Consider the following 18,369-nt stretch of genomic DNA (forward strand, 5'->3'; position numbering starts at 1 on the left):
CACCTAAGATTGACAAAGATAGGAGAATAAAATGAATCCATTGATCCAAAGTTTGACAGAAGGTCAACTTCGTACTGATATCCCTTCTTTCCGTCCTGGTGACTCTGTTCGTGTTCACGCTAAGGTTGTCGAAGGAACTCGTGAGCGTATTCAGATCTTCGAGGGTGTTGTTATCTCTCGTAAAGGTCAAGGTATCTCAGAAATGTACACTGTCCGTAAAATCTCTGGCGGTGTAGGTGTTGAGCGTACATTCCCAATCCACACTCCACGTGTTGATAAGATTGAAGTAGTACGTTACGGTAAAGTACGTCGTGCTAAATTGTACTACCTACGTGCATTGCAAGGTAAAGCAGCGCGTATCAAAGAAATCCGTCGTTAAGATAGTCCTACAGACTATTTTGGTCGGAGAATGGGAGGCAGCGAAAGCTGTCTCTTTTTTTAAAAAAATCTGTTGAAAGAGTACCAAATTGTGAAAGCAGTGGTAAAATGGATTGTTTTTGTGTATCTTCCATGAAATAATATGTTATACTATATATTATTGAAGCTAGTATAGAGGAGGTTGAGGATGAGCGAACAGTTTATTCCATCTGTTTTATCAGATTTACGGCAGGATATTGTTCAGATGCCAGAGGTTATCAAGGAATGTAGTGGAATTCGTATTTATGGTCGTCGCATTCGTTCAGTCTTATTTACAACGGATGTGTCTATTATTGCCAACCACAATGCAGATGCTATTTTGGCTGTTTATCCATTTACGCCCAGTCCAGCTATTATCAAAAGTATTATGTTGGTTGCGTCAGTTCCAGTCTTGGCTGGTGTTGGTGGAGGCTTGACGACAGGTATGCGTTCAGCTAATATGAGTCTATTGTCTGAGTCGGAGGGAGCATACGCTGTTGTGGTAAATGGACCAACGGATGTAAAAACAATTGAGGCAATCAATAAGGTAGTAGATATTCCTATCATTTATACCGTTGTTTCTGAAAAGTCTGATTTAACCTCACGGATTAAAGCTGGAGTAGATATTTTAAATATTTCTTGCGGTATAGAAACGCCAAGGGTTGTGAAGAAGATTCGAGAAGCTTTCCCTGACTTTCCGATTATTGCGACTGGTGGACCGACTGAGGACTCTATTCGTCGGGTTATCGAAGCTGGAGCCAATGCTGTCTCCTATACAGCACCAAGTAATGGGGAGCTTTTTAAAGGGAAAATGGAAAAATACCGCAAACATGCAAAGGATTAGCTCATAAAAAAGATAGGCTAAGCAAACAGTAAGTTTTATTGCAAGATGAAACTTGCTGTTTTTTATCGTTTTACGGTGTGAGATTAGGAATACTTCGCAATTTAAAGAACGGATTTTTAGGAGGAAATTGGTGGTAAATTGGTAACATATTAGGTCATTTCTACCTTTGTCTGGGGCTGGAAATGTGGTATAATGAGAAGATAGATTTCCATTAGGAGGAAAGTAAGAATGAAGATTTCTGAAGCTGAAGTCCGTCATGTTGCCAAGCTGTCTAAGCTGGAATTTTCGGACCAGGAAACAGCGGAATTTGCGACAAGTTTGAGCAAGATTGTCGATATGGTTGAATTGCTCAATGAAGTAGATACGACAGGTGTTGCGGTAACGACCACTATGGCTGACCGTAAGAATGTCTTGCGAGCAGATATTGCCCAAAAAGGGGAGAGCCGTGAGGAGCTCTTTAAAAATGTGCCTGAATCACAAGATAACTTTATCAAGGTACCAGCTATTCTAGATGGGGGAGGAGATGCCTAATGACTTTTAACAATAAAACCATTGATGAATTGCATGACCTCCTTGTCAAGAAGGAGATTTCGGCTACGGAGTTAACCAAGGCAACTTTGGAAGACATTAAGAGCCGTGAGGGAGCAGTGGATGCTTTCTTGACTATCACAGAAGATGCGGCCTTGGCGCAGGCTGCTGCCCTTGATGAAAAAGGGATTGATGCGGACAATGTTATGGCAGGGATTCCTTTGGCAGTCAAGGACAATATCTCTACTAAGGGGATTTTGACAACGGCAGCTTCAAAAATGCTCTACAATTACGAGCCGATTTTCGATGCGACATCGGTTGCTCAGGCCTATGCCAAGGATATGATTGTTGTTGGTAAGACCAACATGGACGAATTTGCTATGGGTGGTTCGAATGAGAACTCTGCCTTCAAACCGACTAAAAATGCTTGGGACCAGACAAAAGTTCCTGGTGGTTCATCAGGTGGTTCGGCAGCTGCAGTTGCTGCTGGTCAGGTCCGTTTGTCACTTGGTTCTGATACAGGTGGTTCTATTCGCCAACCAGCAGCCTTTAATGGTATCGTTGGTATGAAGCCAACCTATGGAACGGTGTCACGTTTTGGTTTGATTGCCTTTGGTTCATCTCTTGACCAGATTGGTCCGTTTTCACAGACGGTTAAGGAAAATGCCCAGTTGCTCAATGTCATCTCTGGTCATGATGTCAAGGATGCAACATCAACGATTAATGAAATTGCTGACTTCACCAGCAAGATTGGTCAGGATATCAAGGGTATGAAGATTGCTCTGCCAAAAGAATACATGGGCGAAGGGATTGATCCGCAGGTCAAGGAAACTATTCTCAAGGCGGCTAAGCACTTGGAAAGCTTGGGAGCAATCATTGAAGAAGTCAGCCTGCCACATTCTAAGTATGGGGTTGCTGTTTACTACATCATTGCTTCATCAGAGGCATCTTCTAACTTGCAACGTTTTGACGGAATCCGCTATGGTTTCCGTGCAGAAGATGCGACAAACTTGGATGAGATTTACGTGAAAACCCGTAGCCAAGGTTTTGGTGAGGAAGTCAAACGCCGTATTATGTTAGGTACATTTAGCTTATCATCAGGTTACTACGATGCCTACTTCAAGAAGGCTGGCCAGGTGCGGACCTTGATTATCCAAGATTTTGAAAAAGTCTTTGCGGACTATGACTTGATTTTGGGACCAACTGCTCCGACAGTTGCCTTTGGTTTGGATACGCTCAACCATGACCCTGTGGCTATGTACTTGGCGGACTTGCTAACAATTCCTGTCAACTTGGCAGGTCTTCCAGGGATTTCGATTCCTGCAGGTTTTGTGGAAGGCTTGCCTGTTGGCTTGCAGTTGATTGGTCCAAAATACTCAGAAGAGACCATTTACCAAGTGGCTGCTGCCTTTGAAGCGACGACAGACTACCACAAGCAACAACCAGTGATTTTTGGAGGTGCTAACTAATGAACTTTGAAACGATTATTGGTCTAGAAGTCCATGTGGAGTTGAATACCAACTCGAAGATTTTCTCACCTTCATCTGCTCATTTTGGTGAGGACCCAAATGCCAATACCAACGTGATTGACTGGTCCTTCCCAGGTGTCCTTCCAGTTCTCAACAAGGGTGTTGTGGATGCGGGGATCAAGGCGGCCTTGGCCTTGAACATGGATATTCATAAAGAAATGCATTTTGACCGTAAGAACTATTTCTATCCTGATAACCCTAAAGCCTATCAGATTTCCCAGTTTGATGAGCCGATTGGCTACAATGGTTGGATTGAGATTGAGTTAGAAGACGGCTCAACCAAGAAAATCCGTATCGAGCGTGCGCATTTGGAAGAGGATGCAGGTAAGAATACGCATGGTACAGATGGCTATTCTTATGTGGACCTCAACCGTCAGGGTGTGCCACTGATTGAGATTGTATCAGAAGCAGATATGCGTTCGCCTGAGGAGGCCTATGCCTACTTGACTGCCCTCAAGGAAATCATCCAATACACTGGTATTTCAGATGTCAAGATGGAAGAGGGTTCTATGCGCGTGGATGCCAATATTTCCCTTCGTCCCTATGGTCAAGAAAAATTTGGTACCAAGACTGAGTTGAAAAACCTCAACTCCTTCAACTATGTTCGCAAGGGCTTGCAGCATGAAGTAGAACGTCAGGCCAAAATCTTGCGTTCAGGTGGTCAAATCCAGCAGGAAACTCGCCGTTACGAGGAATCTACTGGGGAAACTATTCTCATGCGTGTCAAAGAAGGTTCAGCGGACTACCGTTATTTCCCAGAGCCAGACCTACCGCTTTATGAGATTGATGACAGCTGGATTGAGGAAGTGCGTGCAGAATTGCCAGTCTTTCCAAAGGCTCGCCGTGCTCACTATGTGGAGAATTTGGGCTTGACCGCCTACGATGCTGGTCAGTTGACGTCAACTAAAGCTCTGTCTGACTTCTTTGAAGCTGCAGTGGCAGCAGGTGGCGATGCCAAACAAGTGTCTAACTGGTTGCAGGGTGAAGTGGCTCAGTTCCTCAATGCAGAAAGCAAGACCATTGAGCAAATCGCCTTAACACCTGAAAACTTGGTTGAGATGATTGCCTTGATTGCGGATGGCACTATTTCATCTAAGATTGCCAAGAAAGTCTTTGTTCACTTAGCCAAAGAAGGTGGCTCTGCTAAAGCTTACGTTGAGAAAGCTGGCTTGGTACAGATTTCAGACCCTGCGGTCTTGATTCCGATTATCCACCAAGTCTTTGCGGATAATGAAGCAGCCGTAGCTGACTTCAAGTCTGGCAAACGCAATGCTGATAAGGCCTTTACAGGTTTCTTGATGAAAGCGACTAAGGGACAAGCTAACCCACAAGTTGCACAACAACTTTTGGCACAGGAATTGGCTAAGTTGTTGGATTAAAATGAATAGAAGAAAACCGCTAGGATTGAATCTTAGCGGTTTTTACTGTTACTTGTAAACTAGGTACTTCTATCTTATTTTTATGCTATATTTTAATACTCAACAAAAATCAAAAGCAAACCAGTCAAGTGTTTTTAAACCATTGTCTACTAACAATTGGTTTTAAAATAGACCAATCTAACTCTCGTATTACTTCTTGAAGCTTGTTTATCACATCGTCTAGTGTTTTAAAAGCTTTATTCTTAAACCCTCTCTTTCGAATCTCAGCCCAAACTTGTTCAATTGGATTCATTTCAGGAGTATAGGGAGGAATAAACTCAAAACCAATATTATGTGGTTTCTCTAAGGTACTTGATTTATGCCAAACGGCATTGTCCATCACTAATAAAATATAATCGTCAGGATAAGCTTCAGATAGTTGTTTGAGAAAAACATTCATCCAATCTGTATTACAGCCCCCAGCGATAATGAAGAAGGACTCTCCTGTATGGGCATCAACAGCACCATAGCAATAGCGATACTCACGAATATAGTGACTATGTACATGCGGTCTCACCCCTTTTGGTGCCCAGGCCTTCCCAATTTTACTGATCCGACCGAAACCCGCCTCATCTTGATACATTAGCCTGACTTTATGATAGCGACGACTATTCTTGAAGCGCTTTCCTGTTTTCGTGAATGAAGATTTTATTTTTAGACGCTAGAATCGTTTCGGCGTCTGCTTTTTTAGGGTGTTCTGGTCTTGGCGTCACTTTGCGCCAACCATGGCGTTTAAGAATGGCATAGAATCCTTCCTTGGTCGTAGGGTGTCCAACCCGTTTCTGATAAGCTTCATAGAGAGAGTTTATCGTCACAAATTCGCCATTTAGTGAGGCTGTTAACTGTTCTTTTAGAAACGCTTCCTCTTCTTGAAGGGTTAAATATTGACGGTTCCGCCCACCTCGCGTTTCTCTTACTAGAGCTGAAATCCCCTCAAGTTCGTACTTGCGCTGTAAGGACCAGATTGTATACTTTGAATAGCCGATGAGGTTAGTGATTTCCTTATAGCTAAGACCTTCTGCTCTGAACAAGATAACTTGAAGTCGTCTATGAAATGGAGAATAGGTTTTATCTTTCAAATAAGTTTTTAATTCTTTCGTTTGTTCGATAGTAAGTTTCATAAATCTATTATAGGTTAGTTTTTGTTTTTTGAATAGTATAAAAACGGTATAAAGTATTAGAAGGTAGCGCGGGTATTGACTGTTAAAGGATAGTTAGCTAATACTCTTCGAAAATCAAAATCAGACGTTGTTGACTTGATTTGATGAGTGAAAGGCTCCAGTGGGGCCTTTCAGCCTGTTACCTTGAAACAAAATAGTAACAGGGTTCTATCTGCTGAGTAGAAATGAACTACGTTCGCTCTATCTCCAACCTCCAAAGGTTCCCCAAACCTTTGGAGCTAGTCTGATTTTGATTTTCATTGAGTATAAAATGAAAAAATATCATCACTATAGAAGAGTTGTAATTTTTTGGGGGGTTCTCAAAGATTTCGGGAATACTGCACTATTCCAATAATTTTTAGGAATGAATATGTTATACTAGATGGGTAGAAAAGTGAAGACGGTGGCTCTTGATTTTCTGAAAGTGAGGTGATGCCTATGGGCAATTCATCAAAATCTGACGGAAAGGAGTAGCATCTTTTGACAGCTTTTGAAGTTGTGCAAACTATTCTAGGCTTTGGTAGTTTTGCTATTGCATTGATTGGCTTGTGCTATAAAATCTTCAAAGATGGTGATAAAAAATAACCCGTCCCCACTTTTGATCGAGTTGTTGGCCGAGTTATAGTCTAATATATGGTCACCGTCTTAAACGGTTCTACATGGGGTTGGTTTGCAGACCAACCCCTTTTCTATCTCTATTATATCAGATTACTTATAAAATACAAATAATCTGTTAATTTTAGTGATTAGCTTACTTTACCTAGTTTATGTCAAGCTTTCGTAGTAGGTTCTGCCTTATTTTTTGTATTAGTCTGATTTCTAGTTTTTGTGCCAGACTGGAACTTACTTTAACGTTAAAATAGGTCTTCGCCTGTTTTATTTAATTTATGACAGTTGTAGATAAAGGCTTTGATGAAATTCGAATAATAATTTTGGTCAATAAATTTAGCACTTTCCAAGTAATTTAACATATTTTTAGCGAGTTCGATAGCTTCAGTCTTATTCCAGCGGAATTGATTGTAGATATGTTCTACCTCAAGGAACATGAGAGGTATAGCTAAATAACCACGTTCAAATGTTTGAAGCTTTTTCACTTCTTTAATAATGTTATCAGCCCTTAGATGATACCCTTGTTCGGAAAAGTGTTTGGCTGTGAAGGTCAGTCCATTTAAGATACGAATATAGGTGTCCGTATCTGCACTTTGTTTGTACATAACCAGAAGCTGTTTGGACATGTGCTCCACCAATTCGAGGGGACAGTGATTGACGATACGACAGTATAATTCCAGCTCGGAACTAGTAAAGGTCTCAAGCTTCATCAGGTGATTGATAACAGGCTGGATTTTTTCGACGGTTTCTTCTGACTTCGCAATCGTTGGATAATGACCAAGCTTGATTATCTTTAATAATATGTCTGCCTGTGTAGGATTGTCAGTTAGGTATCGATCAAATAATTTTTCGTATTCAGGAAGATAGCGAAATATGTCTTCTTCATTTGTGATATGTTTGGAAAATTCGTAAGCAGGAAATTCTATGCAATCTCCGCCATTATCTGCAAATGCAGCTGCAAAGTCCTTCCATTCTAAGCCGAGCACAATCAATAAACGGTTAAAGTTTTCAAGGGAAATTCCCTTCTCTCCTTTTTCAAAACGACTCAGAAATTGCGGTGATACAACCGTAGAAGCAGCCTCTTTTAAGCTGAGCCCTCTTTTCTCTCGTAATTGTTTAAAGGTTGGTCCAAACGGGTATAGATTCGACATAATATTCCTTTCAATCTTTTTTTAGATTAGTATACTTAAAACTAGGATAAAAATCTACAAAAAGATGACCTATGGGTTCAAAAAAAAAAATACATTACTTTTCGATGCTATTTTGCAATATTGAACCTATAGTTTTCTATGGAAATAATTGTAAGGAAGTTTATGGTATACTTTAAAAATATAGAGCACAAATCGCTTGATATACTACATATATCAAGGTTTGACTTTACAGTCAAACCAATCCTAACAGTAACAAAGGAGATACTATGAACAAAAAAACATTTAAAACTTTAGCAACAGGTGCGGCTATCACTCTTGCAACCGTTGGTGCGTCTACCGTATCAGCAGACACACAATATGATATTTTCTTAAACCGTGTGACTGGTGAGTGGCAAACTGTTAACCACGCCACAGGCGAAATTGTAAAATCTGAACCAAACGGTACATACTCTACATATGACGAAGCAAACGCAGGTTTATCCTCATGGTTAGAAACTCAAGCATCAACTGTTGAAACACCAACAGCAGAAACTACTGCTGCCGAAGCACCTAAAACATCAGCTGATGTTAAACCAGCTCTTGATGCTCAACAAGCTGTTGTTGATGCTACTGCTACTGAAGCTAGCCAAGCTCAAGCTGATGCAGACACCGCTGACCAAGATATTGCTACTGCTCAAGCAGACGTTGATACTGCAACACAAGCGGTCAAAGACGCTGAAGCTAATGCAGCCAATGCAACACCAGAAAACATTGCTGCAAACCAAGCTGACCAAGCAGCTAACCTTGCTGACCAAGCTGCAAACGCTACTGAAACAGATGAAGTCAACGCTGAAATTGCTGACCAAACTGGTAAAGTCGCAGACGCACAAACTGCTGTTGATACAGCACAAGCAGAAAAAGACCAAGCAGATGCTACGGTCGTGTCTAAACAAGCTGACGTAAAATCAGCACAAGATGCCCTTTCTGGTACTGGTCTTGCTGAAGCTCAAGCAACTCTTGACCAAGCAACAGCTGATGTGAAAACAGCTCAAGACAACGTTGCAAGTGCAGCTACAGCTGTCGATACAGCTATCAAAGCAGATGCAGAACGTGGTGCTAAAATCAAAGATGCTCAAACTGACGTTGCAGTAAAAACTGACGCTGTAAATACAGCAAAAGCGAAATTGACTGCGGCACAAGATGCGGTTAAACAAACAACTGATGCAGTGACTAAAGCTACTGATGCTGTCAAATCGGCACAAGACGCTCTTGTAAATTCTAATGATGTATCACCACAATTAGAATTCAGTGAGGATACACTTGAAAAATTAGCGCAATTTGGAGATATACTTCGTAAGCTGAAAGATGTTTATGAAAAAAAGGGTTTTAAACTAGATCCTCTTTATAAGTCCAATATTAAGGCCGATGAAGAGGCGATGACTATTACGAAATTATTATTTGCCAAAGAAGCAGAGTTAAACAAACTAGAAACTCAAGCGGAAATTCGTAATGTTCTTGAAGCTAGAATGTCTGCAATAACAACTCCATATGATTTAGCTAAATTATATACAGATGAGCATGGCAACCTAACACTATCACAAGATGCTTATTCAGCGTGGTCTATTCGAGCAGTTGAGGGGATAAACTATATTCGTAAAGCGATGGGTTTTGAGGACAGTGCAATAGCCACAATTCGTAGTTCTGAGACTGCAAAACGGACAGGAGAATCTTATCAAAATGGTGCACTTAGATATCTAACTATTAAAAAATCCAATCCAGACGAATTTGCAGTGAATCCATATTCAAATCACGGTCGTTTTAATGTCTATGATCATGAATATATTTTTAGTGGAAATTCATATTATTTGTTTACAGACCATGAATCTATATCCTGGTCAATCGGATTTCCTACTCTCGAATCAAATTATGAACCAAACTACGTAGGGACAGAAGAGGATACGGTTATCAACAAACGTTTTATATCAGGTATCGCAACTTCTCTATATATTTTAATGATTGGAGATGCAGACTCTGTTTGGGGGCATCTTGATGGCTTGCTTACAAATGCTCAATATGGTTTTGCTCATACTGCGCAAAATATGGCTGTCATAACAGCTGTTTCAAAGAATAGAGTTGTTGTTCCAAGCGAAATTGATGTTCCATTATTTAGTTCGACCTCATTTAACGATTCCGCAACACTCCAAGCAAACCTCACTCAAGCTCAAACAGCTCTTGCAGCAGCCCAAACAGCATCAGACAATGCTAAAGCTGAATTAACTAAAGCAAGCTCAGACTACGCTACCGCTCTTGAATTGAAGACTCAAGCAGAGAAAACTCTTGCTGATGCTACTGCAACACCACTTCAAACACAAGTTGCTGAAAACAACCTACGTCTTGCAACAATTGCTCTTCAAAACGCTGAAGCTCGCAAGGCAGATGCACAAAAAGCAGTTGACAACTTCTCAGCAGACCTTGCAAGCAAACAAGATGCTCTTAATACAGCGAAAGCTGACCTTGCTCAAGCACAAGCTACTGCTACTGCAAAAACAGAGGCTCTTGAAACAGCTAAGGTTGAACTTGCTAAGCAACAAGGTACACTTGATAGCTTGAATAAAGATAAAGACGCTCTTCTTGCTGAAAAAGACCGCTTGGTTGAAGAAGCAAAAGCACTTGCTGAAGAACTTGATGGTTATTTGAACGCCCCAACACGCCTTGCTGAAGCTCAAGCAACCCTCACAGAAAAACAAACTGCTCTTGCAGACGCACAAGCTAAAGCTGAAACTGCACAAAACAAACTTGAAACTGTTACTGCTAAACTTGCTGAAGAAAAAGCTAAGTTGGCAGAACTTCAAGCAGAGTACGACAAACTCAAAGACCTTGAAGACAAAGCAAAAGACAATGTGATTGCAACACTTCCTGACGGAACAATTGTTGCAGTACCAAAAGATGCACCAACTGCTGCTGAAAAACCAGCTGTTGATGGTGAAGTTGTGGTGAATCGTGAAGGTATTGTGACGACCCCACAAGCAGGTGTCACCGTCACACCACAAGGTATTACTTACTCACGTGTAGACCGTGCTAAGACCTTGCCAAACACAGGGGAGCAAACAAGTCTGTTGGCACTCGCAGGTGTGGCAGTATTATCTAGTCTTGGCCTTGCAGTTACAAAAAGAAAACGTAGAGGGTAAGGGATGGGATTATTTACAGATTCATTAAAAGTTAGTTCTGGTTTGACACTGGGACATGCTGCGACAAAGATTGGTATTCAGAAGACTTTGACAGTGGCAGAAGAACATGCTGAAAATAAGGTTAAGACCTATCAAGCAAAGTTTTTTGATCCGATTGTTCGAGATGATTTATGTCATTTAGAGGTAGATGGGCAACTGGAAAATAGGATTTATCCATTTCCAATCAAAGTATCAGTGATTAACATCTCAGAAATTCAAAAAGATTTTCAAGAACTGACTCAAGATTTCAATGTTCAAAAAATAGGTGTTTTTGCAAAAAGACATCCATGGGTTACAGGTATAGCGGTTTTGTTGCTGACAGTACCATTTGGATTGTCTGATATAGGTTCGATTATTGGGCTTTCTGTGTTTATAACTATAGTTAGATTGATAATGGCTAGACCTAAAAAGTATCAAAAAGTATTGTTGGAAGATGCACAACAATATTGGAAAATTCGAGAATATCTCCGTAATGCCTTAATTGTAGGAGAACTTACTCCGAAAGATAGTGTCAAAAAACTCTTGAATGCTAGGTTAGTACAACGTTTTCCTGATACTATTGAAGAAATTGAAGCACACGCCTTTAATTATAGACACGGTATCAAGAATAACTAGGAAAATAAAAAAATCTTCTTACTTAGATAGTAGGAAGATTTTTTTGGATTCCCAAAACTTATTGAAAAGACTACGCTATTTCAACAAGTTTTGGGAATGAAATGTGTTATAATAGATGAGTAGAAAAGTGAAGACGGTGGCTCTTGATTTTCTGAAAGTGAGGTGATGCCTATGGGCAATTCATCAAAAACTGACGGAAAGGAGTAGCATCTTTTGACAGCTTTTGAAGTTGTGCAAACTATTCTAGGCTTTGGTAGTTTTACTATTGCATTGATTGGCTTGTGCTATAAAATCTTCAAAGATAATGACAAAAAGAAATAACCGTCAAACTTTGGACAGTAACGGTTATTTCTAAATAATCTAAACTGAGCCACCGTCTTTTTAACGGTTCTACATTTGGGGCTGGATTGCCGTCTAGCTCCTTTTTCTATATCCATTATAACAGATTACTTGTAAAATGCAAATAATCTGTTCATGTTGGCTATGAGCATGTGCTATGCAAATTTTAGTACAAGTTTTACAAGAAGTTTAACATTTTTAATACTTATTGAAAAGCCGTACTCGGTATCAAACCACTTGTATAAAATTCAATATAAGTAACGGAATGATGGAAGATTTCCTTATCAATATGAACTCTCCCGTATAACCAGCTGTGTACCTAGTTTAATCTTACGGGGATGGTGGGGCTGCGGACTAGCAATCACACGGTCTAGCAGCTGCATGGCTTCTTGCCCCATTTCTTCGGTAAAGACGCTGATAGAAGACAAGGCAGGATAGACTTGGCGCGTGATGGCTGTATCGTTAAAGGTGATGAGTTGGACTCTATCGGGCACTGCGATTTGACGCTCTTGTAAAGCACGCAGAGCGCCGACAGCCAGGGTATCATTAGCCATGAAAAAGGCAGAGGGTAGCTTGTCGCTTAGGTCCTCAATTGCCTGGCTCATCAGCTCATAGCCTGATTGGGTGGAGAATTTTCCTTGGTAGATATAATTTTCTTGGAGAATGCCCAAGGTGTCTAGGTAGTCACGAAAGGCAGTCAGGCGGGGGTCTGTTGGCAGTTGGTGTCCGTCTGTGGTTTCTTCCTGTCCAACTAATAGGCCAATGCCTGTCAGGCCTTGAGAACGGAAGTGGTCGATAACGGTCTGTACAGAGTGTTCAAAGTCAGTTGTGATGCAGGAAAATCCCTCTGTCAGCGTATCAGAATCCACAAAAATGATTTTAGAAGACAGGCTAGATAGCTCTGCTATTTGTCCAGAAGAAAATTTGCCAACTGCGATGATGCCATCCAATCCTTGAAGGAGGGGATTGGTCAGGTCGTTGAAGGAGCGGACGATTTGGTAGCCGAGAAGGCTGGCGGTCTGCTCGATGCTGGCCCGAATGGAATAGTAGTAGAGGTCGGCTAGCTCTTCGCTTTCAGTGTACCATTGGACAATGCCGATGGTGCCTTTTTGTTGAGGTGCTTGTTTTTTTATGTGTTTGGTGTAGCCCAATTCCTGTGCCAAGTTGAAAATGCGGTCGCGGGTTTCTTGGCTGACGGATAGGGTCAGGTCGCCCTTGAGTACGCGGGAAATGGTGGCGGATGATAATTGAGCCTTTTCAGCGATGTCTTTAATGGTAACCATGGGATTCTCCTATCTATTTGTATCTAGTATAGCACAAAAAGTAAAATTAGTAAATTTTTAGTAAATTTATTGACTTTTATATTGTTAAGTTGTACAATAAAAGAAAACGATTACAAAATCAAGGAGGTTCCTATGAACACAGAACAACTCAAGCAAGCCTTTCTCGATGTGTTTGGTCAAGAGGCAGATGCGACTTTCTTCTCACCTGGTCGGATTAACCTGATTGGTGAGCATACAGACTACAACGGTGGTCATGTTTTCCCTGCGGCTATTACCTTGGGGACCTACGGGGCTGCTCGCAAACGTGATGACCAGCTTCTACGTTTTTATTCCGCAAACTTTGAAGAACTTGGAATTATCGAAGTGGATTTGAACAATCTGGTCTTTGATAAGGCGGACAACTGGACCAACTATGCCAAGGGTGTTCTCAAGTTCTTGCAAGAAGCAGGGCACAGCATTGATACAGGTATGGAAGTCTTTGTTTACGGAAATATTCCAAACGGATCAGGCTTGTCATCATCAGCTTCCTTGGAACTTTTGATCGGTATTATCGCAGAAGAACTGTATGGACTTGAGCTAACTCGACTTGATTTGGTGAAAATTGGTAAACAAACGGAAAATCACTTTATCGGTGTCAATTCTGGTATCATGGACCAGTTTGCGATCGGTATGGGAGCAGACCAGCGTGCCATTTATCTGGATACCAATAGCTTGGAGTATGAATTGGTGCCACTTGACTTGGGTGACCATGTGATCGTTATCATGAACACCAATAAACGCCGTGAATTGGCGGATTCTAAGTACAATGAACGCCGCGCGGAATGTGAAAAAGCTGTGGAAGAATTGAATGCAGTCTTGACTATTCAAACTCTAGGTGAATTGGATGAGTGGACCTTTGACCAATATAGTTATTTAATCAAAGATGAAAACCGTATCAAGCGTGCCCGCCATGCTGTCTTGGAAAACCAACGGACCTTGCAAGCTCGTAAGGCCTTGGAAGAAGGAGATTTGGCAACCTTTGGTCGTCTGGTCAATGCTTCCCATGTCTCTTTGGAGCATGATTATGAAGTGACAGGTTTGGAATTGGATACCTTGGCCCATACTGCTTGGGAGCAAGAAGGCGTTCTTGGTGCTCGGATGACAGGAGCTGGCTTCGGCGGCTGTGGTATTGCCATTGTTCACAAGGATAAGGTTGATGCCTTTACGGAAAATGTCGGCAAGACCTATACAGAGGTCGTGGGCTATGCACCAAGCTTTTATGTAGCGGAGATTGCTGGAGGCTCTCGCGTTTTATCTCGAAAATAGATTGGAGAAATGATGGCTGGATTGGTAGATCGTTTTGTTGAGCAGGTTATTGCCAACAGTGATTTTGAGGAAATGGATGCTATCTACTTGCGAAATCGGGTTTTAGCCTTGGTTGGGGACCAAGTTTTGACTGTCCAAACAGAGCTAACAGACTTGATTGAACTCAAGGAAGAATTATTGGCTCACGGGGTTCGAACTGGTTTTGTGGGTGAATTGCTGGAAGAGCAGGACATTGTTGGGGCTTGTTTGATGGATTTGATGACACCGAGTCCGAGTCAGGTCAATCGCGATTTTTGGCAGACCTATCAGGATAGTCCAGAGCAAGCGATTGGTGACTTCTATGAATTGAGCAAGCGCAATGACTATATCAAGATGGCTGCGATTGCGAAAAATATCTATTATCCAGTTTCGACAGAGTATGGGGATTTGGAAATCACGATTAATCTGTCCAAACCCGAGAAGGATCCCAAGTCTATTGCAGCTGCTACGAAAGCTGAAGCAAGCAATTATCCCAAATGCCTACTCTGTATGGAAAATGAGGGCTATCAGGGTCGGATTAATCATCCTGCACGCGCCAATCACCGCATTATTCGCTTGGATCTTGGTCAGGAAAAGTGGGGCTTCCAGTATTCGCCCTATGCTTACTACAATGAGCACGCGATTTTCTTGAACCAAGAGCATGTGCCTATGGTTATCAGTCCTCAAACTTTTGAACAACTTTTGGACCTGCTAGACATCTTTCCAAATTATTTTGTCGGTTCCAACTCTGATCTACCCATCTCGGGTGGCTCCATCTTGACCCACAATCACTATCAAGGTGGGCGGCACAGTTTTGCCATGGAAAAGGCACCGATTGAGCGTCAGCTGGTCTTCGACGGCTTTGAGTCCGTTTCGGCAGGCATTGTCAAGTGGCCCATGTCGGTGATTCGATTGAGCTCGGCAGATAAGCCATCGCTTCTTGGTTTAGCGACTAAGATTTTGGAAAAATGGCGAAGCTACTCAGATGATAGCGTTCAGATTAAGGCTGAGACGGATGGAACTTCCCATCATACCATTACCCCGATTGCTCGGAAACGAGGAGATTTGTACGAGCTGGATTTGGTTCTCCGCGACAATCAGACCTCAGAAGAGTTTCCAGATGGCATCTACCATCCACACCCAGATGTACAACATATCAAGAAAGAAAATATCGGCTTGATTGAGGTCATGGGCTTGGCGATTTTGCCTCCACGCTTGAAGGCAGAATTGGCTGAAGTAGAAAAATTCTTACTGGGTCAAGATAGTCAGGTGGCTGACTATCATCAGCCTTGGGCGGAAAGTCTGAAAACAGCTCACCCAGATGTGACGGAAGAAACTGTCGAACAAGTTGTTCGTGAGTCAGTGGGACAAATTTTTGCGCGTGTATTGGAAGATGCAGGGGTCTACAAACGAACACCAGAAGGACAAGCAGCCTTTCTACGATTCGTAGAATTTGTAGGTTTAGCAATATAAATGTAAGAAAGAGTGGGACGCTATCCTGCTCTTTTTGGTATAATGAAAGTATTCACAGTGTGAAAAGGAGATATGATGGCGGAAAAGAGATTGGGAACACTGATTACATTAATAGCAGGTATAGCCTGGGGCTTGTCTGGAGTGAGTGGACAGTACTTGATGTCACGTGGTGTTTCAGTGGATATGATTACCTCCCTGCGTTTGTTGGTATCGGGATTCTTTCTCGTTGGCCTGGCTTATGCTACAGCGAAAGAACAGCTGTTGATAGTGTTGAAAAATAGAAAAGCCTTGTTGGGAATTTTTGTTTTTGCGATGTTGGGTCTGGTTCTTAACCAGATGGCTTATTTACAAGCCATCTATCATACTAATGCGGCAACGGCAACAGTTCTTCAATATCTCTGCCCTATCTTAGTGCTAGCCTATACCTGCTTGAAAGATAGGCAAAGACCGACAGGGGTTGAAGTGATTTCGATTATCTTAGCTGTAGCAGGAACACTTTTGATTGCGACTCATGGCAAATTAGATGAATTGGCAGTGACTCCAATCGGTTTGTTCTGGGGAATCTTCTCAGCCTTTACTTATGCGCTATATATTATTTTGCCAGGTAAATTGATTCGTCAATACGGCAGTATAACGGTGATTGGTTTAGGGATGTTAATGGGTGGTTTTGTAGTCACGCTTGGTTTGCAAACTTGGCAGCATCGTCTTCCTATTGATGGTGGAAGTTTCCTGGGCCTGTTAGGTATTGTCGGAGTCGGGACGATTTTTGCCTATACGGCCTTTCTCAAAGGTGTCAGTATGGTTGGTCCTGTCAATGGTAGTCTATTGGCTTCTATCGAACCAATCACCTCAGTATTTTTTGCGGTATGGTTGGTCAATGAACGTTTTTATCCGATTGATTTTCTGGGCATGGCCTTGATATTAGGAGCTGTTCTTCTTATTTCATTAAAGGATATTATTATTTCAGAGAAGAGTATTGGTTAATATACTCTTTTTTGATATACTAAAGTAAAAGACATAAGAGGAAATTGCAATGATAAAAGAATTTTGTTCGGAAAACCACGTAGAGCTTGCCAAAGCTATCTCAATGGGTGCCCAGCGGATTGAACTCTGCGATAATTTGGCAGTCGGAGGGACGACACCGAGCTATGCTGTAATCAAATATGTTTGCCAACTAGCGCATGAGCAGGATGCAACAATCATGACCATGATTCGCCCTCGCGGTGGAGATTTTTGCTATGATGAGGCAGAGATTGAGATGATGGTTGAAGATTGTAAAGCAGCGATTGAACTGGGGTCAGATGGTCTGGTTTATGGTTTGTTAACCGAGGAAAATTGGTTGGACGAACCAGCCTTGGAAAGACTGTTTGCTGTTTCGCAGGACTGTCAGATTGTCTTTCACATGGCTTTTGACCAAATTCCTCGCGAACGCCAATTCGAGGCTCTTGATTGGCTGGCAGCTCATGGTGTGACACGGATTTTGACAAGAGGCAGTTTGACGGGGTCTGCCTTGAACAGTGTGGAATGGTTACAGGAAATTGTCGCCTATGCACAAGGTAAAATTGAAATCTTGATTGGTGGAGGATTGACTGTGGACAATGTGCCGACTTTACTAGAAAAAATAGCTATTGACCAAGTTCATGGGACAAGATTGTTTTGGTAGGTTATGACGTATGAAATCCTTATACTTCTTATAAGTATGTAATAAAAGTTGAAAAGGTTTACAATTCTACCTTATATTGTTACAATAAGAATATCAAGCATAGGGGGGAAGAAATCTATGACAATCATTGAAAGAGCTGATAACTTAGAACGTATCATCTTGCCAGAAGGTTACTATGAAACTCTCGCTCAATATGTTCGAGCTGGGAAAACAGGTTTTGATTCTGAACTGGAAAAACTGGGTGAGCAGGGGCTAGACATCAATGTCTACAAGGGTTCTGAGCAGGATAGGGAGGTTATTCTGGAAGATATAGAGAATTTGCCTCAAGAGATCCGAGAAGAGTTAGCTCGCTTTGCAGCTGGTTTGCTCAATCCACTACGGGAACAATTGGGAACAGTAGCAGTTGAGGTGAGTGATTTAGCCTTGGATTATGCAGTGAGCTTGGCCCAATCTTTAAACAATTCCCTACGTTACCACAATTATGAAAGTTTGATTGCCATTGCCCAAATCAAGGGAGTGGAGCCCAAAGGAAAAGATTGTTTAGCTTTTTCGGAATTCAGAGAATGCTATACTTTGTACGATGCAAAAAAATTAGTCTATAAAGCACTCACTTGGCGACTCTTTGATGATAGTCATGCTGATTACGGCCATGCAGCTACGATTTTGGGGATGGATGATGATGGTTCAGGAGTAGAGCAAATCGGTTTTGCCTTCTCAAAATACTCACTGGATATTGATTGGTTGCTAACCCATATGATTTTCATTCCTAAAGATTGGATTTTAGAAAAGAGCTAAACTTGCTGATGAACACTCGGGTTGCCGGGTGTTTTAC

General features: G+C 41.7%; 17 protein-coding genes. 14 read left to right on the forward strand and 3 right to left on the reverse strand.

Annotated elements, in window-relative coordinates; translation table 11 throughout:
• The first annotated feature begins 31 nt into the window (after window positions 1–31).
• The 5 genes from CWM22_02145 to CWM22_02165 all read left to right on the forward strand — a co-directional run bounded on the left by CWM22_02145 (window position 32) and on the right by CWM22_02165 (window position 4,676).
• Entirely contained in the window at window positions 32–379 is a 348-nt protein-coding gene (locus tag CWM22_02145) for a 50S ribosomal protein L19 (protein ID AUC90801.1), read from the forward strand.
• A gap of 186 nt (window positions 380–565) precedes the next feature.
• A complete protein-coding gene (locus CWM22_02150; protein ID AUC90802.1) occupies window positions 566–1,240 on the forward strand; it encodes a hydrolase in 675 nt (224 codons plus the stop codon).
• Window positions 1,241–1,468: 228 nt separating this feature from the next.
• A complete protein-coding gene (locus CWM22_02155) occupies window positions 1,469–1,771 on the forward strand; it encodes an Asp-tRNA(Asn)/Glu-tRNA(Gln) amidotransferase GatCAB subunit C (protein ID AUC90803.1) in 303 nt (100 codons plus the stop codon).
• Window positions 1,771–3,237 (forward strand): Asp-tRNA(Asn)/Glu-tRNA(Gln) amidotransferase subunit GatA, encoded by a 1,467-nt coding sequence (gene gatA / locus CWM22_02160; GenBank protein AUC90804.1) that lies wholly within the window; start codon window positions 1,771–1,773, stop codon window positions 3,235–3,237. The genes CWM22_02155 and gatA overlap by 1 nt, the downstream gene beginning before the upstream one ends.
• Complete coding sequence (locus CWM22_02165; GenBank protein AUC90805.1) at window positions 3,237–4,676, forward strand: Asp-tRNA(Asn)/Glu-tRNA(Gln) amidotransferase subunit GatB; 1,440 nt, start codon at window positions 3,237–3,239, stop codon at window positions 4,674–4,676. Before gatA ends, CWM22_02165 begins: the two co-directional genes overlap by 1 nt.
• A gap of 124 nt (window positions 4,677–4,800) precedes the next feature.
• Here CWM22_02165 and CWM22_02170 read toward each other — a convergent pair.
• Window positions 4,801–5,836, reverse strand: a protein-coding gene (locus CWM22_02170) for an IS630 family transposase (GenBank protein AUC90806.1) whose coding sequence is annotated in 2 segments (ribosomal slippage) — window positions 4,801–5,341 and window positions 5,340–5,836 — 1,038 coding nt in all. Because the reading frame shifts where the segments join, the coding sequence is not laid out codon by codon here.
• 519 nt (window positions 5,837–6,355) lie between these two features.
• Between CWM22_02170 and CWM22_02175 the strand changes: the two genes are divergently transcribed.
• Entirely contained in the window at window positions 6,356–6,460 is a 105-nt protein-coding gene (locus tag CWM22_02175; GenBank protein AUC90807.1) for a putative holin-like toxin, read from the forward strand.
• Window positions 6,461–6,729: 269 nt separating this feature from the next.
• Here CWM22_02175 and CWM22_02180 read toward each other — a convergent pair whose 3' ends face one another.
• The gene (locus CWM22_02180; GenBank protein AUC90808.1) at window positions 6,730–7,635 is read right to left on the reverse strand and encodes an XRE family transcriptional regulator; all 906 of its coding nucleotides are present in this window, start codon (window positions 7,633–7,635) and stop codon (window positions 6,730–6,732) included.
• 266 nt (window positions 7,636–7,901) lie between these two features.
• On the opposite strand from CWM22_02180, the gene CWM22_02185 reads away from it, so the two are divergent.
• The 3 genes from CWM22_02185 to CWM22_02195 all read left to right on the forward strand — a co-directional run bounded on the left by CWM22_02185 (window position 7,902) and on the right by CWM22_02195 (window position 11,777).
• Entirely contained in the window at window positions 7,902–10,802 is a 2,901-nt protein-coding gene (locus CWM22_02185; protein AUC90809.1) for a hypothetical protein, read from the forward strand.
• Between the two features lie 3 nt (window positions 10,803–10,805).
• Window positions 10,806–11,456 carry a hypothetical protein gene (locus tag CWM22_02190; protein ID AUC90810.1) on the forward strand — a complete coding sequence of 217 codons (651 nt, stop codon included), beginning with the start codon at window positions 10,806–10,808 and terminating at the stop codon, window positions 11,454–11,456.
• 213 nt (window positions 11,457–11,669) lie between these two features.
• Window positions 11,670–11,777, forward strand: a complete 108-nt coding sequence (locus CWM22_02195) for a putative holin-like toxin (protein ID AUC90811.1) — start codon at window positions 11,670–11,672, stop codon at window positions 11,775–11,777.
• A 302-nt stretch (window positions 11,778–12,079) separates the two neighbouring features.
• Here CWM22_02195 and CWM22_02200 read toward each other — a convergent pair whose 3' ends face one another.
• Window positions 12,080–13,078: a LacI family transcriptional regulator gene (locus CWM22_02200; protein AUC90812.1), complete on the reverse strand. Its 999-nt coding sequence runs from the start codon at window positions 13,076–13,078 to the stop codon at window positions 12,080–12,082.
• Window positions 13,079–13,210: 132 nt separating this feature from the next.
• Between CWM22_02200 and CWM22_02205 the strand changes: the two genes are divergently transcribed.
• From CWM22_02205 to CWM22_02225, 5 genes are all read left to right on the forward strand, one after another.
• The gene (locus CWM22_02205) at window positions 13,211–14,383 is read left to right on the forward strand and encodes a galactokinase (GenBank protein AUC90813.1); all 1,173 of its coding nucleotides are present in this window, start codon (window positions 13,211–13,213) and stop codon (window positions 14,381–14,383) included.
• A 9-nt stretch (window positions 14,384–14,392) separates the two neighbouring features.
• Window positions 14,393–15,874 carry a UDP-glucose--hexose-1-phosphate uridylyltransferase gene (gene galT, locus CWM22_02210; protein AUC90814.1) on the forward strand — a complete coding sequence of 494 codons (1,482 nt, stop codon included), beginning with the start codon at window positions 14,393–14,395 and terminating at the stop codon, window positions 15,872–15,874.
• 75 nt (window positions 15,875–15,949) lie between these two features.
• Window positions 15,950–16,858: an EamA family transporter gene (locus CWM22_02215; protein AUC90815.1), complete on the forward strand. Its 909-nt coding sequence runs from the start codon at window positions 15,950–15,952 to the stop codon at window positions 16,856–16,858.
• Window positions 16,859–16,907: 49 nt separating this feature from the next.
• Window positions 16,908–17,537 (forward strand): copper homeostasis protein CutC, encoded by a 630-nt coding sequence (locus tag CWM22_02220; GenBank protein ID AUC90816.1) that lies wholly within the window; start codon window positions 16,908–16,910, stop codon window positions 17,535–17,537.
• Between the two features lie 117 nt (window positions 17,538–17,654).
• Window positions 17,655–18,332, forward strand: a complete 678-nt coding sequence (locus CWM22_02225; GenBank protein AUC90817.1) for a hypothetical protein — start codon at window positions 17,655–17,657, stop codon at window positions 18,330–18,332.
• The last annotated feature ends 37 nt before the right edge of the window (window positions 18,333–18,369 follow it).

Origin of the sequence: Streptococcus suis (assembly GCA_002831545.1) — a bacterium.
GTDB classification, from domain to species: Bacteria; Bacillota; Bacilli; order Lactobacillales; family Streptococcaceae; genus Streptococcus; species Streptococcus suis_P.